15 protein-coding genes are annotated in these 16,783 nt (G+C 70.0%); 10 read left to right on the plus strand and 5 right to left on the minus strand.

What is annotated here, in order from left to right; genetic code table 11:
* Positions 1-63: 63 nt before the first annotated feature.
* The gene (locus Mth01_RS03510; RefSeq protein ID WP_204011137.1) at positions 64-327 is read right to left on the minus strand and encodes a hypothetical protein; all 264 of its coding nucleotides are present in this window, start codon (positions 325-327) and stop codon (positions 64-66) included.
* 153 nt (positions 328-480) lie between these two features.
* Between Mth01_RS03510 and Mth01_RS03515 the strand changes: the two genes are divergently transcribed.
* From Mth01_RS03515 to Mth01_RS03530, 4 genes are all read left to right on the plus strand, one after another.
* Positions 481-1,350, plus strand: a complete 870-nt coding sequence (locus Mth01_RS03515; RefSeq protein ID WP_204011140.1) for a LysR family transcriptional regulator — start codon at positions 481-483, stop codon at positions 1,348-1,350.
* Positions 1,351-1,653: 303 nt separating this feature from the next.
* Entirely contained in the window at positions 1,654-2,127 is a 474-nt protein-coding gene (locus Mth01_RS03520; RefSeq protein WP_204011143.1) for a hypothetical protein, read from the plus strand.
* 260 nt (positions 2,128-2,387) lie between these two features.
* On the plus strand, positions 2,388-3,380 hold the full coding sequence (locus Mth01_RS03525; RefSeq protein WP_204011145.1) for an alpha/beta hydrolase: 993 nt from the start codon (positions 2,388-2,390) through the stop codon (positions 3,378-3,380).
* Positions 3,381-3,426: 46 nt separating this feature from the next.
* Positions 3,427-4,230: an ABC transporter ATP-binding protein gene (locus Mth01_RS03530; protein ID WP_239089321.1), complete on the plus strand. Its 804-nt coding sequence runs from the start codon at positions 3,427-3,429 to the stop codon at positions 4,228-4,230.
* A 95-nt stretch (positions 4,231-4,325) separates the two neighbouring features.
* On the opposite strand, the gene aceA is transcribed toward Mth01_RS03530, so the two are convergent.
* A complete protein-coding gene (aceA, locus tag Mth01_RS03535) occupies positions 4,326-5,618 on the minus strand; it encodes an isocitrate lyase (protein WP_204011153.1) in 1,293 nt (430 codons plus the stop codon).
* Between the two features lie 245 nt (positions 5,619-5,863).
* Between aceA and Mth01_RS03540 the strand changes: the two genes are divergently transcribed.
* The 3 genes from Mth01_RS03540 to Mth01_RS03550 all read left to right on the plus strand — a co-directional run bounded on the left by Mth01_RS03540 (position 5,864) and on the right by Mth01_RS03550 (position 9,059).
* Positions 5,864-7,336 carry a helix-turn-helix domain-containing protein gene (locus Mth01_RS03540; RefSeq protein ID WP_407695915.1) on the plus strand — a complete coding sequence of 491 codons (1,473 nt, stop codon included), beginning with the start codon at positions 5,864-5,866 and terminating at the stop codon, positions 7,334-7,336.
* Between the two features lie 181 nt (positions 7,337-7,517).
* Complete coding sequence (locus Mth01_RS03545; protein WP_275408882.1) at positions 7,518-8,054, plus strand: NUDIX hydrolase family protein; 537 nt, start codon at positions 7,518-7,520, stop codon at positions 8,052-8,054.
* Between the two features lie 147 nt (positions 8,055-8,201).
* Positions 8,202-9,059, plus strand: coding sequence for a universal stress protein (locus Mth01_RS03550; RefSeq protein ID WP_204011154.1), 858 nt, complete (start codon positions 8,202-8,204; stop codon positions 9,057-9,059).
* Positions 9,060-9,096: 37 nt separating this feature from the next.
* Here the strand turns inward: Mth01_RS03550 and Mth01_RS03555 are convergent, their stop codons facing one another.
* Positions 9,097-9,798, minus strand: a complete 702-nt coding sequence (locus Mth01_RS03555; protein ID WP_204011157.1) for a CBS domain-containing protein — start codon at positions 9,796-9,798, stop codon at positions 9,097-9,099.
* A gap of 159 nt (positions 9,799-9,957) precedes the next feature.
* Between Mth01_RS03555 and Mth01_RS03560 the strand changes: the two genes are divergently transcribed.
* Positions 9,958-10,617 carry a CBS domain-containing protein gene (locus Mth01_RS03560; RefSeq protein ID WP_239089322.1) on the plus strand — a complete coding sequence of 220 codons (660 nt, stop codon included), beginning with the start codon at positions 9,958-9,960 and terminating at the stop codon, positions 10,615-10,617.
* Positions 10,618-10,772: 155 nt separating this feature from the next.
* Positions 10,773-12,488: a sensor histidine kinase gene (locus Mth01_RS03565; RefSeq protein ID WP_204011159.1), complete on the plus strand. Its 1,716-nt coding sequence runs from the start codon at positions 10,773-10,775 to the stop codon at positions 12,486-12,488.
* A gap of 70 nt (positions 12,489-12,558) precedes the next feature.
* Here the strand turns inward: Mth01_RS03565 and Mth01_RS03570 are convergent, their stop codons facing one another.
* Positions 12,559-13,200 carry a response regulator gene (locus tag Mth01_RS03570; RefSeq protein ID WP_204011161.1) on the minus strand — a complete coding sequence of 214 codons (642 nt, stop codon included), beginning with the start codon at positions 13,198-13,200 and terminating at the stop codon, positions 12,559-12,561.
* A gap of 110 nt (positions 13,201-13,310) precedes the next feature.
* On the opposite strand from Mth01_RS03570, the gene Mth01_RS03575 reads away from it, so the two are divergent.
* Complete coding sequence (locus Mth01_RS03575) at positions 13,311-15,842, plus strand: cation-translocating P-type ATPase (protein WP_204011164.1); 2,532 nt, start codon at positions 13,311-13,313, stop codon at positions 15,840-15,842.
* 226 nt (positions 15,843-16,068) lie between these two features.
* Here the strand turns inward: Mth01_RS03575 and Mth01_RS03580 are convergent, their stop codons facing one another.
* On the minus strand, positions 16,069-16,776 hold the full coding sequence (locus Mth01_RS03580) for a CBS domain-containing protein (RefSeq protein WP_204011170.1): 708 nt from the start codon (positions 16,774-16,776) through the stop codon (positions 16,069-16,071).
* Positions 16,777-16,783: the final 7 nt, after the last annotated feature.

A 16,783-nucleotide genomic window follows, 5' to 3' on the forward strand; every position in this document is an offset into this window, starting at 1 on the left:
CTAGGGATTCTAGTCCCCATATCTGGACAAGATTGACATAAGCCAGATAGCTGCGGCGTAACGTCAGGACACGTAGGACGAGCCCATGACCCAGGTGTTGCACTGGTACGCCTTCGGCCGCGTGTCCGACTCCTGGTAGCCCTGGTTCGGCGTCCAGCCGGGTGGCGGCCCGGGCTGTGACGGCGCGGGAGGCGGATACTGCGCGGGCGGGTACGGCGCGGGCGGAGGCTGGGCGGTCGGGTACGGTGCGGCCGGCGGGTGCGGCCCGGCCGGGTACGGCGCACGCCCGCGTGGCGGCGGTGGAGGAGGAGGGTACTGCGACGCCAAGACTTTGCCCCCTTTACTGATTCGAGGCGAAAGCATACTGATTTCCCGATCAGTGGTGGATGACGCACATGTCCGCGTACGATACGTAATCGAGTGAAGTGATCTCGGTAATGTTCCGGAATCGTTTGGCCCATCTGCCTTAGCGTTTTTCGCATGAATCTGCAGCAGCTCCGTTACGTCGTCGCCACAGCGGAGCACCGCACCATGACTGACGCGGCCAGATCCCTTTACATCGCGCAGCCCGCGCTTTCCCGGGCGATCCGGGATCTGGAACGCGAGCTCGGGTTGACGCTTTTCGCGCGCTCGGGCAGAGGAGTCGTCGTGACCGCACAGGGACGCCAGGTGGTCAAACTCGCCCAAGAGGCACTAGGGGCGGTGAAGGAGATCGAGTCGCTCGCCCGGCAGTCCGGGTTGCCAGGGGCTGATCTGCGTATCGCCGCGACCCCGAGTTTGGAGCCGGGCCTCGCCGGACGCCTGCTGCCCGCGTACGTCTCGCAGCATCCGGAGATCCGCGTGCAGATCGTGCGGTGCGAGGGGCGGGAGGACGTGGTGAACGCGGTCCGCGAGCAGCGGGCCGACCTCGGCCTGACCGACCTGCCGGTGCCGGCCGACCTGGTCAGCCGGCCGTTCGAACGGCAGGAGATCGTGCTGATCTCGCCTCCCGGCACGGACCTGCCCGACCCGGTGCCGATGGCCAGGTTGAACGGGATGCGGCTCGTGCTGCCGGCCCGGGGGACCGCCCGGCGCCGGGAGTTCGACCAGATCTTCGTGGCGTACGGCGTCCGTCCCGTGGCGGCGGTGGAGTCGGACGAACGCCGCGGCTGGCTGCGTGCCGTAGGCGAGGGGAGTGCCTCGCTGCTGTGGTATCGAGGCATGGCGGAGCGTGCTGAGCGGGCCGGGCTGGTGGTGCGCTCGCTCGACCCGTCGATCAAGAAGGTCATCGCCATGGTGCACACCCGGCGCAGGCTCCCGGCCATGGCGCAGGACTTCCTGACGATGACAGAGCGGGGATCGGCGGCGTGATTCACCACTTTTGGAGCGCTCCAGAAACAGTGAATCGGTTATCCCTAACCAGCCCCGGCAGTCGCTGATCAGCCGTATATCACGGAAAGGAACCGGACGATCAGCGCCTTCGCCGGGGTGCTGTGTGATCCGACGGCGCTGGACGAGATGGGCCGAGGGCTGCTGACCTTCGGCGTGTACGTGGCGATCTTCGGCGCTGTCGCGTGGTCCCGCTTCACATCCAAGGACATAACGGCCTAAGTTGCTCCCGTTCGCGGGGGTTTGTCGCTAATGTTGCCGCGGACCTCTCACTAGGTGGTGTGCATGCGGCACTTCTTCGGGCTGCTGCTGGGCGTTTTCGTCGCGGCAGCCCTTCTCCTCGGCGGTGGATGGGCCTCCAAGGAGGCGATCCGCGGCGCGGTCCAGAACGTCGATCCGATCAAGGACCCCCGCATGCTGATCGCGATCGGTGTGATGGTGGCGGTGGGTCTGCTGCTCGGGTTGGTCCTGGTGTGCCGGGTGTCCCCGCTGGCGACGTTCATCCCGTCGATGGCGCTGCTCGCCTGGACCGTGGTCTACGCGCTCGACGTCTCGCGGGCCGCGTCGCTCGCCCCCACGGGCGCCTCCGTGCAGCGGGAACTGGCCCAGGCGGCGGACGGGATGCTCACGCTGCTGTCCAGCGGCGTCTACGCCATGCTCGGCCTCGCACTGTTCCTCCCGGTGCTCATGCCGTCCCGCTGGGCGCGCCGGAGCGGGGACGAGGATGTCGAGGAGTACGAGGAGGGCCTCGGCTACTGACGGCCGGCTCGTCGAGCCGCTTCCGGAGCGGCTTATGATCTACTTTGTAAAGAAGCCGGGGAAGATCGTAAATCGTCGCATTGGGCGGCGCACTTGATTGCTGAGCGCTTTCCTGGGCAGCGGCAAGCGCGGGACGATGCCCTGCCTCCAGGGCTCCCACCTGGAGCGTTACCTGACCGTAACTATCCCGTGAGTGGGGTGAAACATACTGAACGGTAGAACCGTTACCTACGTGGGAATGTCCCTTTTGGGAGGTTTGAATGGGTAACGAGCTGAATCGTGATGTTCATCCCGAGTACCCCGTCAGCTGGCAGGCGGCCGCCCTCAACGGGCTGCTCCGGGGGACGATGAAGCCGATGACCAGCCTCCTCCTACGCAACACCACCGGTATGGCGCTCGCCAGCCGGGTGATGGGCCTGGGTGAGCGTGTGCCGGGCATCCTGCCCAACCACGTGACCATCGAGCAGGAGAAGTTCGGCGCCTGCTCCGGCGAGTGGGTACGCGCCGGAGACGGCCTGGACGAGGGCAAGGTCCTGCTCTACTTCCACGGCGGGGCGTACTTCGTCTGCTCGGCGGCCACCCACCGCCCGATCACCTGGCGGCTGTCGCTCACGGCCGACCGGCCGGTGCTCTCCCTCGACTACCGGCAGGGTCCGGTCCACACGCTCGCCGAGTCGCTCTCCGACGCGCTCGCCGCGTACGAGTGCCTCCTCGAGCGTGGTTACGCCCCCGAGGACATCCTGCTGGCCGGCGACTCCGCCGGGGGCCACCTCACCCTGGCCAGCCTGCTCGCCCTGCGCGACAGGGGCATGCCGCTGCCGGCCGCCGGCGTCTGCCTGTCCCCCTGGAGCGACCTGAGCAACTCGCGCAGCCGGGTGAACCACTGGAGCGACCCCATGCTCCCCGCCGGGCGCGTGGACTGGCTCGCCCGCCGCTGGACCGACGGCCTCGACCCCTGCGACCCCCTCGTATCCCCCGTGTACGGCGACTACACCGGCATCCCCCCACTGATGATCGTGACGGGTTCCACGGAGGTGCTGCGCGAGGAGGGCCAACGGGTCGCGCTGAGCGCGCGAGAGAACGGCGTGCCGGTGACCTACGAGGAGTGGCGCCGGATGCCCCACGTCTTCGCGATCCTCGCCGACGTGCTCCCCGAGGCCCGCATGGTGTTCAAGCACATCTCCCGCTTCTTCGACGCCGTCGAGTCCCGCCGGGCCGGCGCCGTCCTCTCCGACGCCGAAGCCGCCGCCTGAGTTCCCGGCCCGGTGAGCGGGCGGCGATCTGATGCATCCTTGGTCGGTGGACGCAGCTCTCGAACTCAACGACGTGACCATCCGCGTGGTCGGCCGGACGCTGGTCTCCGAGGCCGACTGGCGGGTCGAGTACGGCCAGCACTGGGTGATCCTCGGGCCCAACGGCGCGGGGAAGACGACCATGCTGTCGGTGGCGGCAGCCGTACGCCATCCGAGCTCGGGGACCGCCACGGTGCTCGGCCGGCGGCTCGGCCGGGTCGACCTGCGGGAACTGCGGCGGTGCGTCGGTCTGGTCGCGGCCAGTCAGCGGCTCGTCGATGAGGCCCTGCTCGAGGAGGAGGCGGCCACCGCGCTCACGGTCGTACTCACCGGGCATACCGGCACGAGTGCGCCGCTTTGGGACAGGTACGGCGAAGCCGAGCGGGAGCGCGCCGAGCGACTGCTGGCCGACCTCGGCTGCAAGGACCTGGCGGACCGGCCGTTCCATGTGTGCTCACAGGGGGAACGGGCCAGGATCCGGGTGGCCCGGGCGCTGATGGCCGACCCGGCGATCCTGCTGCTTGACGAGCCGTTCGCGGGTCTCGACCTGCCCGCCCGCGAGGATCTGATCGAGGCGCTGGAGGATCTCGCCGCCGTCCGGCCCGGCCTGACGACCGTGCTGGTCACGCACCACCTGGAGGAGGTGCCGGCGACCACCACCCACGCGCTGCTGATGAAGGACACGCGCATCATCGCGGCCGGTCCGGTGGACGAGGTGCTGACCGGGCCCAACCTCTCCGCCTGCTTCGGACGGCGGCTGCGGCTGGACACGATCGACGGCCGGTGGTACGCCCGCGCGCTGCGCCTGTGAGGAGGCCCCGCCGGGGGCCGTCAGATCCGGGAGTGACCTGCGGGTGCCGCGGCGGGGCCGGTTTCGACCTGCTTGTGCGCTTCGTCGCGTGCGAGTTAGTGAGCCTCGGCGAACTGCGACTCCTCGGTTGAGCCCTTGAGGGCCGTGGTCGAGGAGTCCGGCGCGATGGCCGTGCTGACCAGGTCGAAGTATCCGGTGCCGACCTCGCGCTGGTGGCGGGTGGCGGTGTAGCCGCGCCGCTCGGCGGCGAACTCCGCCTCCTGCAGCCCGACGTAGGCCGTCATGCCCTCCTCGGCGTAGCCACTGGCCAGGTCGAACATCGAGTAGTTCAGCGAGTGGAAGCCGGCCAGCGTGATGAACTGGAACTTGTACCCCATGTGACCGAGCTCCCGCTGGAACTTCGCGATCGTGGAGTCGTCGAGGTGCTTCTTCCAGTTGAACGACGGCGAGCAGTTGTAGGCGAGCATCTGGTCGGGGTACCGGGCCTTGATCGCTTCGGCGAACTCCCTGGCCACGTCCAGGTCGGGGGTGGAGGTCTCCATCCACAGCAGGTCGGCGTACGGCGCGTAGGCGAGACCGCGGGCGACGCAGGCCTCCACCCCGCCCCGGACTCGGTAGAAGCCCTCGGCGGTGCGGTCGCCGGTGACGAAGGCCTGGTCACGGGGGTCGACGTCGCTGGTCAACAGCGTCGCGGCCTGGGCGTCGGTCCGCGCGATGACCAGGGTGGAGACGCCCGCGACGTCGGCCGCCAGACGCGCCGCGTTGAGGGTCTTGACGTGCTGGCCGGTCGGGACCAGGACCTTGCCGCCCAGGTGGCCGCACTTCTTCTCGGAGGCGAGCTGGTCCTCCCAGTGGACGCCCGCCGCGCCCGCGGCGATCATCCCCTTCATCAGCTCGAACGCGTTGAGCACGCCGCCGAAGCCGGCCTCGGCGTCGGCCACGATCGGGGCCAGCCAGTGCGGCACGGTCTCGTCGCCCTCCGACCAGCTGATCTGGTCGGCGCGCAGCAACGCGTTGTTGATCCGCCGGACCACGGCGGGGACCGAGTTGGCGGGGTAGAGGCTCTGGTCCGGGTAGGTGTGCCCGCTCAGGTTGGCGTCGGCCGCGACCTGCCAGCCGGACAGGTAGATCGCCTTCAGGCCCGCCTTCACCTGCTGCACTGCCTGGTTGCCGGTCAGCGCGCCGAGCGAGTTGACGTAGTCCTCGGTGTTGAGGAGATGCCAGAGCCGCTCGGCGCCGAGCCGGGCCAGCGTGTGCTCCTCCTGGACGGAGCCCCGCAGCCGGATGACGTCCTCGGCGGTGTAGGTCCGCTCAGTGCCCTTCCACCTGGGGTTGGTGTCCCACTCCTGCTGCAACTGCTGGGCGGCAGCGGCGATGCGATCCGACATGTCCCGGTCACTCCCTTGTTGCGTGTTCTGTCGTCACCTGGGGCTTGCTACCGAGTCTGTTGCCCGGGATAGAGATCGACAAGGACAAACTTCTCGAAAGAATGCAAAAATTTCCTAATCAAGCAATACCAGCCAGTATTCGAGTGAGAAGAAATGAAGAGTTTTCCTAATGGACTAGACCACGCGGAATGGTATGGACCATTACCCGGTGGAAGATCTCGGGTTTTTCCGCCTAGGATCGGTCTATGGCCTCGATTCTTGGCGAAGAACCGCTGTCTTTGACGCAGGAGCTCGACCTCCTGGCCTTCGGCCAGCGGCTCAAGCACCTCCGCAGGCAGCGCGGTCTCACGCTGACCGAGCTCGGCGAGCGGGTCGGCCGGGCGCCGAGCCAGCTCTCACTACTGGAGAACGGCAAGCGCGAGCCGAAGCTGTCGCTGCTGAAGTCGCTGGCGGCCGCGCTGAACGTGCCGGTCGAGGAACTGCTGCGCAGGCAGGCGCCCAACCGCCGGGCCCAGCTCGAGATCGCGCTGGAGGAGGCGCAGCGCGATCCGCTCTACTCCGCCATCGGGCTCAGCCGGCTCAAGGTCTCCGCGCGCGTGCCCAACGACGTCATCGAGCACATCCTCGGGCTCTTTCAGGAGCTCAAGGCCAGGGAGGCCAAGGGCACGGCCACGCCGGAGGAGGCGCGGGCGGCCAACGTCGAACTCCGGCGCAAGCAGCGCGAGCTGGGCAACTACTTCGAGGAGATCGAGAAGGCCGCTGCCGAGGCACTCGCCGCCGTCGGCTACCGCGCGGGCGCGCTGTCGGAGAGCACGGTGCAGGCGCTGGTGTCGCACTTCGGGTTCACCGTGCACACCGTTCAGGACCTGCCGCGCTCGGCCAGGTCGGTGACCGACCTGCGCAACCGGCGGATCTACCTCAAGCGCGAGCATCTCGGCGGCATGCACAGCCCGCGCACCGTCCTGCTGCAGACGCTCGGCCACTTCGCGCTACAGCACCACAGGCCCCGCGACTTCGCCGATTTCCTGCGTCAGCGGGTCGAGGCCAACTACTTCGCGGCCGCCGTGCTCGTGCCGGAGACCGCCGCCGTGCCGTACCTGTGCGAGGCCAAGCAGGACCGGGCGCTGTCGGTGGAGGACCTGCGCGACGTGTTCGCCGTCTCCTATGAGATGGCGGCGCACCGGTTCACCAACCTCGCCACCCGCCACCTCGACCTGGTCTGCCACTTCGTCCGCAACGACGCCGACGGCATCATCTACAAGGCCTACGAGAACGACGGCATCGTCTTCCCCGCGGACGAGCGGGGGGCGATCGAGGGGCAGCGGATGTGCCGGCAGTGGTCGGGACGGCAGGTGTTCCGCTCGCCCGACCGCTTCTCGCTGTACTACCAGTACTCGGACTCGCCCACCGGGACGTATTTCTGCGTCGCCCACGTCGACCCGTCCCAGGAGAAGGACTTCGCCATCACGCTCGGCGTGCCGTACAAGGAGTCGCGCTGGTTCCGCGGCCGGGAGACGACGGCACGGACGCAGTCGAAGTGCCCGGGCGGCGACTGCTGCCGGCGGCCGGCGGCCGAGCTCGCCCAGCGCTGGGAGGGGTACGCCTGGCCGTCGGCGCGGGCCAACTCGCACGTGCTGACCGTGCTGCCGCCGGGGTCGTTCCCGGGTGTGGACGAGGCCGATCTCTACGCCTTCCTGGAGCGGCACGCCGCCATGTGACTGTGATCGGTGGACGAGTGCCCTGGCCGGTCATCCAGGAGGCCGCGCCAAGCTCGGGCCGGCGGTCGCCTTCGAGGAGCTGTCCTGGGAGACGCCGTCACCGGCCTGCCCGTCCGCTGAGCCGTCCGGCATCTCCGCGGTACGCGGGCGCCGGGGCGTGGCCGACACGTAGGATCGACTGGTGACCGAAATGACCGAAACCACGCCTGGTTGGCTTTCTCGAGAAGAGCTGGAGTCGACGCGCGCGCGGATGCCGATCCTGTACGTCGACGCCGTACCGGTGCGAGTCGACGACACTGGGATGGTCACCCGTGTCGGCCTGCTGCTGCGCATCGGATCGGACGGGACGGTCAGCCGGGCCCTCGTGTCCGGACGGGTGCTCCACTACGAGCGGGTCCGCGACGCCCTCCTGCGCCACCTGGAAAAGGACCTCGGCCCGGTGGCGCTGCCCCGCATCCCGGCCTCTCCTCAGCCGTTCACCGTCGCCGAGTACTTTCCGACGGCGGGCGTCACGCCGTACCACGACCCGAGGCAGCACGCGGTGTCCCTGGCGTACGTCGTGCCCGTCGCGGGGGACTGCCGGCCCCGCCAGGACGCGCTCGACCTGGTGTGGTTCACCCCCGAGGAGGCCGCGTCACCGATGGTGCTGGGTGAGATGTCCGGCGGGCAGGACGTCCTGCTGAAGCAGGCCCTCGCCCATGTCGGACGCCTGCCCTGACATCACTGTGAGCCACTCCCCGCGATCCACTGGCCTTGATCTGCTGCTCATGGTCCCGGGCGCCTGGGACTTTCGCCGCTACCCGAACGCGGCGGGGCAGGATGTCATCGACAGACAGACGCCGGTGACGGAGACAGGAGGGGCGTCATGATCGTCGTTGGGATCGACGGCTCGCAGGCCGGACTGGAGGCCACGGCCTGGGCCGCCGGGGAGGCGGTGCTGCGCGGCGTCCCGCTGCGTGTGGTTCACGCGATCCCGCGCTGGGTCCTCGAGAGCGGTGAGAGTGACGAGGGCGGCCGCTACGCCGGGGTCGCCAGGTGGATGCGCGAGGGCGCGGACACGGCGCTTGCCGCGGCCGTCGACCGGGCGCGGCGCGCGTCGCCCGAGGTGGAAGTGGACTCCGCCCATCTACCGGGGGATCCCCGGAGCGCGCTGATCGAGGCCGCGGCCAAGGCCGACCTCCTCGTGGTGGGCGACCACGGACTCGGCGGCTTCCGCGGGCTGCTGCTCGGCTCGGTCGCGTACGGCGTGGCGGGGCAGGCCCCGTGCGACGTCGTGATCGTACGAGACGTGCCCGTGCCGCCGCGCGGTGAGGTGGTGGTCGGCGTGGACGGCTCGCCGATCGGTGCGGCCGCGCTCGACTTCGCCTTCGCCGAGGCCGCGCTGCGGGGGGCGCGCCTGCGCGCGGTGCACGCCTGGACCTGGTTCGAGGCGGGCGGCGGCTTCGTCCCCATGCCCGACGACCTCGATGTCGAGCGGGGCGAGACGCGCCTGCTCAACGAGGCGCTGGCGGGCCGGCGGGGGCGCTACCCGGACGTCGAGGTGGTCGAGGAGGTCGTCCGGGGACATCCCGTCGAGGTGCTCGGCCAGGCCTCGGACGGCGCAGACCTGCTGGTCGTCGGCTCACGCGGGCGCGGGAACCTCGCGGGGCTGCTGCTGGGCTCGGTGAGCCAGGCGGTGCTCCAGCACGCCAGGTGCCCCCTGGTGGTCGTACGCGGACGGTAGCGGATCGGACCGTGTCCCACCTGGGACAGGGGGACGATCACCGGCCGCCTGGTCCGCCGGGGTCGTCCTCCTGCCAGGTCAGCATGTCGATCACGTCGATCACTCCGTTGACCCGCTCGGCCATCCGCATGAGGATCCGCGCGTCGGCGTGACGGGGGATCATCCCGCTGAGCGTCACCACACCGTCGGTCACGCGTACCTCGACCCCCGAGGTGTCGGTCCACAGCGCGTCGTCGAGAATTTCCGCACGGATTTCGCCGACGATGTCGTCGTCGGACCGGGTGAAGATCTTGACCAGGTCGTGCCGACTGACGACGCCCTCCAACCGCCCGTCGTCGTCGACGACCGGCAGGCGTTTGACCCCGCGCTCGGCCATCAGGCGCGCCGCGTTCACCACGCTCGTGTACGGCCTGATCGTGACGGCCGGGGCGGTCATCAGCTCGGCCGCCGTCTCGCCGAGGGCCTTCTCCCCGGCCCCGGCGCCGGGAAGGGCGGTGAGACTCCGCAGCCGCGCACGCAGCGGCGGGCGGTAGCCCTCCTGGTAGTACTGCTCACGGAACTCCTCCTTGCGGAGCAGGTCGGCCTCCGACACCACACCGATGACGTGGCCCTCGCCGTCCACCACCGGCACCGCGCTCACCTCGTGCGCGATGAGCACCTCGGCGATGTCCCGGAACGGCGTGCTGCCGTTGACCGAGGCGACCTCCCGGGTCATCACGTCCCGCACCTTCTTGTGCATGTCGGCTCCCTCCGCCTTCCCGCGTCTGGCCGCTCCAGTTTGAACCGTTCTTTCCCCCGCAAGTGCGGTCGAAAGTCCCGCCCTGTCGGGACCTTCACCGCTGACCAGGCAGCACGCCGACGGAGACGCTGGTACTGACACGGATGGGAGGAAGTCCTGATGGGCATGAAGGTGAAGGACGTCATGGGGAAGGTGGCGATCGCCGTTCGCATGGACGCGTCGTTCGCCGACCTCGTCGACACGATGAGGCGGTTCAAGGTGGGCGCCGTCACAGTGATCGACGCCGACCGGCGGCCGGTTGGCGTGGTGTCTGAGGACGACATCCTCCTCAAGGAGATCGACACCGGTGGGAGCCTGTTCGAGAGCCGGAGGACGCGGACCGAGCACCGCAAGGCGGCGGGCACGACCGCCAGTGAGATCATGAGCACTCCGGCGATCACCGTGACCGGGGGAACCCCTGTCCGTGACGCGGCGAGGCTGATGCACCGCAACCGGATCAAGCAGCTTCCCGTGATCGATCCCATGAGCGGCCGCATCGTCGGGACCGTGCACCAGGGTGACCTGCTGCGCGTGTTCGCCCGGCCGGCGACGGACATGCGGTCCGAGATCGATGAGATCGCCGACCGGATGGCGGTGGACACGGCCGACCTGGAGATCGTCGTCGAGGCCGGGATGGTCACGATGCGGGGAAAGGTCGGCCGGCGATCGCAGATCCGGCCGTTCCTGCACGCGGTTCGCGGAGTCGACGGCGTCATCGAGGTGGATGCGGATCTGGCGTTCGAGATCGACGACCTGCTGATCGCCCCACCGCTCCTCTGACCGGGCGGTAGCGGCCCGGCCACCGAACAGAGGGGGACGCTCATGAACACTCGGACATCTGACGAGACCACCCGCGTGGTACACGAGGCGGTCGAGGAACGGGACTAGGCCGCTTCGCTGTGGAGACCGGCGGTACGGAATGGGAAACTTCCGGTATGAAGGAAGACGAGCCCCGTTCGCTGCTCCCTCACATGCGGCTGGACGACCTGCTCTCCGAGTTGCAGGGCCGGCTGCAGGCGGTGCTGGCCACTCGTGATCGCGTGCACGCCCTGCTGGACGCGGTCGTCTCGGTCGGCAGTGATCTGGACCTGGAGACGGTCCTGCGCAGGATCGTCGAGACCGCCACGACCCTCGTCGACGCCTGCTACGGCGCGATGGGCGTGATCGGCGAGGAGAACACGCTTGTCCAGTTCGTCCCGGTGGGTCTGACCGAGGAGGAGATCACCCGGATCGAGCACTGGCCGCATGGTCTGGGCCTGCTCGGGCTGCTCATCAAGGACCCGCAGATCCTGCGGCTCGCCGACATCTCCGAGCACCCCGAGTCGTACGGCTTCCCGCCCGGCCACCCGCCCATGGGCGGTTTCCTCGGCGTACCGATCAAGGTGCGCGACGAGGTGTTCGGCAACCTCTACCTCACCGAGAAGCGCGGAGGAGAGGAGTTCGACGAGGACGACGAGGCCGTCGTCGTCGCCCTGGCCACCGCCGCCGGTGTCGCCATCGAGAACGCCCGCCTGTACGAGGACACCCGCCGCCGGGAGACCTGGCTCAAGGCGTCGTCCGAGGTCACGACCCGCCTGCTGTCCGGCGCGGAACCGGAGGAGGTGCTCGCGCTGATGGCCCGCCGGACTCGTGAGATGGCGGAGGCCGACGTCGTGACGGTCCTGCTGCCCGGCGACGACGGCGAGACGCTGCGGTGCACCGTCGAGGAGAGCGCGGATCAGGACACCCCCGCCGACGCGAAGGTGATCGGCCGGGAGATTCCGGTCTCCGGCACCCTGGCCGGGCGGGCCTTCCTGAGCGGGGAGCCGCGCATGACGACCGACTCGGCCGATGACGAGGCCGGGACCGACGTGGAAGAGGACCTTCCGGTGGGCCCGGTCGCGGTGGTGCCGATCGGCCGGGCGGGGGCGGTGCGCGGCGTGCTGTGGCTGGGCAAGCGCCACGGGCGCATGCCGTTCAGCCTCTCGGAGGTGGAGATGTTCCACGCCTTCGCAGGGCAGGCCGCTGTCGCGCTGGAACTCGCCGAGACGAGGAAGAACGCCGAGCGGCTGGGACTGCTCGAGGACCGCGACCGCATCGCCAAAGACCTGCACGACGTCGTGATCCAGCGGCTGTTCGCGGTCGCCATGACGCTGATGGGCGCGGTCCGGCTGGTCGAACGGCCGGAGGCCTCATCGAGGGTGCAGAGCGCGATCGACGAGCTGGACACCACCATCCGGCAGATCCGATCGACCATCTTCGCGCTGCAGACGCCCCGGGAGGAGAGCGCGCCGAGCCTTCGGGCGCAGGTCGTCGACCTCGTGGAGGGGGCACGCGGTCACCTTGGCTTCATGCCCGGCCTGAGCCTGGAGGGCAGGCTGGACACCGAGGTGTCCCCGGCCATCGCCGAGCACCTGCTGGCCGTCCTGCGTGAGGCGCTGTCCAACGTCGTCCGCCACGCGAAGGCCTCCCGCGCCGATGTGACCGTACGCAACGAGGCCCGGCTGCTCACCCTGATCGTGACGGACAACGGGGTTGGAGTTCCCGATTCAGGAAGGCGGAGCGGGCTGCGCAACCTGGAGGACCGCGCGCGACGACTGGGCGGATCCTTCGAGGTCACCACCGCAGAAGGCGGAGGAACCCGGCTGCGATGGACCGTGCCCCTGGACTAGATCCAGAAGAGATCCCGTCCGCCACCTGTCCCGTGATCTTGCGATTACTCGCAGATCGCCGCGGGGGCTGTCACCGTTCGCGGTCGGCCTTCAGGCGTGCTGCCAGGGCCGCCGCCTGGGTGCGGCGCTCCATGTTGAGCTTGCTCAACAGGTTGGAGACGTAGTTCTTCACGGTCTTCTCGGCCAGGAACATCCGCTCACCGATCTGGCGGTTGGTCAGCCCCTCGCCGATCAGCTCCAGGATCTGCCGCTCCTGGTCGGACAGTGCGGCGAGCGGGTCCTTCCTGGTCGCCTGATCGCGCAGCCGCTGCAGCATGGCCGCCGTCGTCTGCGGGTCGAGCAGCGACTGGCCGGCCGCCACCGTGCGTACCGCGCCGACCAGGTCCGAGCCGTGGATCTGCTTGAGCACATATCCCGAAGCCCCCGCCATCACCGCGTTGAACAGCGCCTCGTCGTCGGCGAACGAGGTCAGCATCAGGCAGGCCAGTTCTGGCATCTTGGAGCGCAGGTCGCGGCAGACGTCCACGCCGTTGCCGTCGGGCAGCCGGACGTCGAGCACCGCGACGTCCGGCTTGAGGGCGGGGATCCGGGCCAGCGCCGACTCGGCCGTGCCCGCCTCCCCGACGACCTCGATGTCGGCTTCGGACTCCAGCAGCGCCGCGACGCCTCGCCGAACCACCTCATGGTCGTCCACCAGGAACACACGAATCATGCCCATACGCTAACCCGCGACGGGTGTGCTTCGCCGCTGGGGCGAAGGTCCCCTGGGGGAGTGCCTTTCGCCCGGGGTGTCCGGGAAGCCGGAGTGATCTGCTTGAGGGCATGGAGACGGCTGCGCGAGCGATGACAGGACTGACCGAGGATGCCGCTTCCCGGCGGCTGGCCGAGTGCGGGCCCAACGAGTTCCCGCAGCCCCGCCCGCCGCGGCTGCCCGTACGGGTCGCCCGCCAGCTCGCCGACCCGATGTCGGTCCTGCTGCTGATCGCCGGCCTGGTCACCCTGGCCGTCCTCGGCGAGGTGCCCGAGGGCGCGGCCATCTTGATCATTCTCCTGGTCAACGTGGTGATCGGAGTGAGTCAGGAGACGAAGGCGGACCGTGCCGTACGGGCCCTGCGCACCCTCACCGCGCCCCTGGCCAAGGTCGTCCGTGACGGTGTCGTACGGAGGGTCCCCGCCGCCGAGGTCGTGCCGGGCGACATCATGCAGGTGGCGGCAGGAGACCGGGTCCCGGCCGATGCGCGCCTGCTGGAGGCGAGCGCGCTCGGGGTGGACGAGTCCATGCTCACGGGGGAGTCGCTGTCGGCCGACAAGAGGGTGCCCCGAGCGGACGAACAGCCCGGAGAGGATCCGGCGGACGAGCCCGCCGGATCGGCCAGGCCGACTGCGGTGCTCGCCGAGCGTCATGGGGAGTTGTTCGCCGGGACGCTGGTCGTCCGGGGCGCGGGCGTGGCCGAGGTGACCGGGACCGGCGCCCGCACGGAGATGGGGCGCATCGCCTCCGCGCTGGGCGCCGGCGTCAAGGGTCCGCTGGCGGTCGAACTCGCCCGGGTGTCGCGGCGGATCGGCCTGGTCGCCGTCATGGCGGGTGTCGTGATGATCCTGATCGGGCTCACCCGGGTCCAGCGGGGCGAGGCCGCGCTGCTCGACATCATCCTGGCCGGGGTGGCGCTGGCCATCGCCGCGGTGCCGGAGAGCCTGGCCGCCGCCGTCACCACCGCGCTGGCGCTCGGCTCACAGCGCATGGCCAAGCTCGGCGTGATCGTGCGGCGCCTGTCGGCCATCGAGGCCCTGGGCGCGACGACCGTCATCGCCACGGACAAGACCGGCACGCTGACCACCGGGCATCTGACCGTGGTCGACCAGGTGGCGGCATCCGGAGGTGACCTGTGGCGTGCCGCGCTGCGCTGCAACGATGCCCGTGACGGCCTCGGGGACGCCGTCGACGTCGCCCTCGCCGTCGCGGCCGACCGGCACGCGGTACGGCTGCCGCCCGGTGAGGAACGGCTGGCCGCCCGGCCGTTCGAGGCCGAGACGAGGTCCATGGCCGTGATCACGTCGGGGAGCGATCCCGCGGAAGGTCCGCTGCTGACGGTCAAGGGCGCCCCCGAGGTGGTGCTCGGCCGGTGCGTTCCCGGGGAGGAGACCGACCGGCTGGCACAGGCGGTGTCCGGTCTCGCCGATCGTGGCCTGCGGGTGCTCGCGCTCGCCGAGCGGCACACCGGTGATCTGGACGCCGACGGGCTGCGCCCTCTCGGCCTGGTCGCGTTGCGCGATGAGATCCGCCCCTCGGCGCCCCAGGCCGTGGCGGACTGCCGTGCGGCCGGCATCCGGGTCGTGATGGTGACCGGTGACCACGCCGACACCGCCCGCGCGATCGCCGAGGAGGTGGGCATCGAGGCCGACCCGGTGGTGACAGGCGCGTCGCTCGACGCCCTGGACGGTCCCGACAGCGATGATCACGCCGGTAGATCGGCCCGGCTGCGCGAGGCGGGCGTGCTGGCCCGGGTCGACCCGGCCACCAAGCTCGACCTGGTGCGTGCCCTGCGTGCCGGCGGCGATGTCGTGGCGATGACCGGCGACGGCGTGAACGACGCCCCGGCCCTGCGCAACGCCGACGTGGGGGTGGCCATGGCTGGTGAGGAGGGCACCGACGTGGCCCGGGAGGCGGCGGCCGTCGTCGTCACCAACGGCGAGCTCGGCACGATCGTCAGCGGGGTCCGCGAGGGCCGCAGGCTGCATCACAACGTCGCCTCGATGATCGGATATCTGCTGACGGGCAACCTGGCGGAAATCCTGATCGTCCTCACCGGCCTGATCGCCTGGCCGGATCTGGTCGTGCCGCTGCTTCCCGTGCAGCTGCTCTGGATCAACCTGGTGCTGGACGGCATCCCCGCCATCGCGCTCGGCGTCGACCGGCCGGCCGGCGACCCGCTGGCGCTGCGCCCGAGCAGGGACGGCCTGCTGTCGTGGCGGGTCCTGACCCGAATCGCGCTGCGGGCGCTGGTCGTCGGCGCGCTCGTCTTCGCGGCGGTGGAGGCGGCTCGCCGTCTCGGGTGGAGCGAGGAGCAGGTCCGCGGCCAGGCCGTGCTCGCCCTCGTCTTCGCCCGCCTGACCCTCGCCTACGTCGTCCGGGCCCGCCGCCGGACCTTCGAACGCGGGTGGTGGCGTGGCCGTTCCGTGCTCGTCGCGGTGACCGCCACCGCCGCGCTGCAGGTGCTGGTGACGGTGATCCCGCCGTTGGGGGCGCCGCTCGCACTGGTGCCCCTGCCGCCTGCGGGCTGGGCGATGGCGATGGGCGCCGCCGTACTGTCCGTGATCGTGTTCGACATGATCCGCTTCGGCGGCCCGCGCTGATCGACACGTGCCGATCGGAGGCGCTGATCTCCGCGGCTTTCGGGGGATCTCCGATGACGGGTGTCTCCCGAAAACGACGGGTGTCTCCCGAAAACCGTGAGGCCCGCCGGAACCATGTCCGGCGGGCCTCTGCCAAGGTCTCTGCCAAGGTCTCTATCAGGGCTTCTACCCGGGCTGCTGCGAGAGGGGAGCCGCTCGGGGCCGCCTGAGCCGGCGGGATGCCGGGTCAGACGCCCACCCACCGCTGCTGCCGCAGATCGTCCCACTCCCAGCTGAGCCGGTCGACGACGCCGACGACGCCGTTGACCCGGCGCATGAGCCGTACGGCGATGTCCGCGCTGCTCCGCTCGGGGACGCTGCCGGTGACGGAGACGACGCCGTCCCGCACGGTGACCTCGACCTTGGAGGTGTCCGTCCAGATGTTCCGCTCCAGGACGTCCTCGCGGATCTCCCGGGCGATCTCCTCGTCGGGCCGGACGAAGACCCGCAACAGGTCATGTCGGCTCACAATGCCCACCAGGTGACCGTGCTCGTCGACGACGGGAAGCCGCCGCACGCCGTGCCGGTCCATGAGGCGTGCCGCGGACACCACGGAGGTGTCGGGAGTGGTGGTCACCACGGGCGTGCTCATGATCTCGGCCGCACTGTCCCCGCGGGCTCTGGCGGCCACGTTGCCGCCCTCGTGGTCGAGGCGGTGGCGCAGGCGGGCGCGCAGCGGGGGCCGGTAGCCCTCGCGGTAGAACCGCTCCCGGAACTCCTCCTTGCGCAGCAGGTCGGTCTCGGAGACCACGCCGGCGACGCGGCCCTGGCCGTCGACGACGGGAACGGCGCTGACGCGGCGCCCGATCATCAACTCGGCGATCTCCTTGAACGGGGTGCTCCGGTCGACGGCGGCGACGTCACGCGACATGACGTCCTTCACTTTCACCTGCATGATGCCC

The organism is Sphaerimonospora thailandensis, from assembly GCF_016863115.1.
Lineage (GTDB): Bacteria > Actinomycetota > Actinomycetes > Streptosporangiales > Streptosporangiaceae > Sphaerimonospora > Sphaerimonospora cavernae.

Excerpts from the sequence above, each read along its gene's own strand:
- Mth01_RS03515 (WP_204011140.1), top strand. The coding sequence starts at position 481 with ATGAATCTGCAGCAGCTCCGTTACGTCGTCGCCACAGCGGAGCACCGC.
- Mth01_RS03520 (WP_204011143.1), top strand. The coding sequence starts at position 1,654 with ATGCGGCACTTCTTCGGGCTGCTGCTGGGCGTTTTCGTCGCGGCAGCC.
- Mth01_RS03525 (WP_204011145.1), top strand. The coding sequence starts at position 2,388 with ATGGGTAACGAGCTGAATCGTGATGTTCATCCCGAGTACCCCGTCAGC.
- aceA (WP_204011153.1), bottom strand. The coding sequence starts at position 5,618 with ATGTCGGATCGCATCGCCGCTGCCGCCCAGCAGTTGCAGCAGGAGTGG.
- Mth01_RS03540 (WP_407695915.1), top strand. The coding sequence starts at position 5,864 with ATGGCCTCGATTCTTGGCGAAGAACCGCTGTCTTTGACGCAGGAGCTC.
- Mth01_RS03550 (WP_204011154.1), top strand. The coding sequence starts at position 8,202 with ATGATCGTCGTTGGGATCGACGGCTCGCAGGCCGGACTGGAGGCCACG.
- Mth01_RS03555 (WP_204011157.1), bottom strand. The coding sequence starts at position 9,798 with ATGCACAAGAAGGTGCGGGACGTGATGACCCGGGAGGTCGCCTCGGTC.
- Mth01_RS03560 (WP_239089322.1), top strand. The coding sequence starts at position 9,958 with ATGGGCATGAAGGTGAAGGACGTCATGGGGAAGGTGGCGATCGCCGTT.
- Mth01_RS03565 (WP_204011159.1), top strand. The coding sequence starts at position 10,773 with ATGAAGGAAGACGAGCCCCGTTCGCTGCTCCCTCACATGCGGCTGGAC.
- Mth01_RS03570 (WP_204011161.1), bottom strand. The coding sequence starts at position 13,200 with ATGATTCGTGTGTTCCTGGTGGACGACCATGAGGTGGTTCGGCGAGGC.
- Mth01_RS03575 (WP_204011164.1), top strand. The coding sequence starts at position 13,311 with ATGGAGACGGCTGCGCGAGCGATGACAGGACTGACCGAGGATGCCGCT.
- Mth01_RS03580 (WP_204011170.1), bottom strand. The coding sequence starts at position 16,776 with ATGCAGGTGAAAGTGAAGGACGTCATGTCGCGTGACGTCGCCGCCGTC.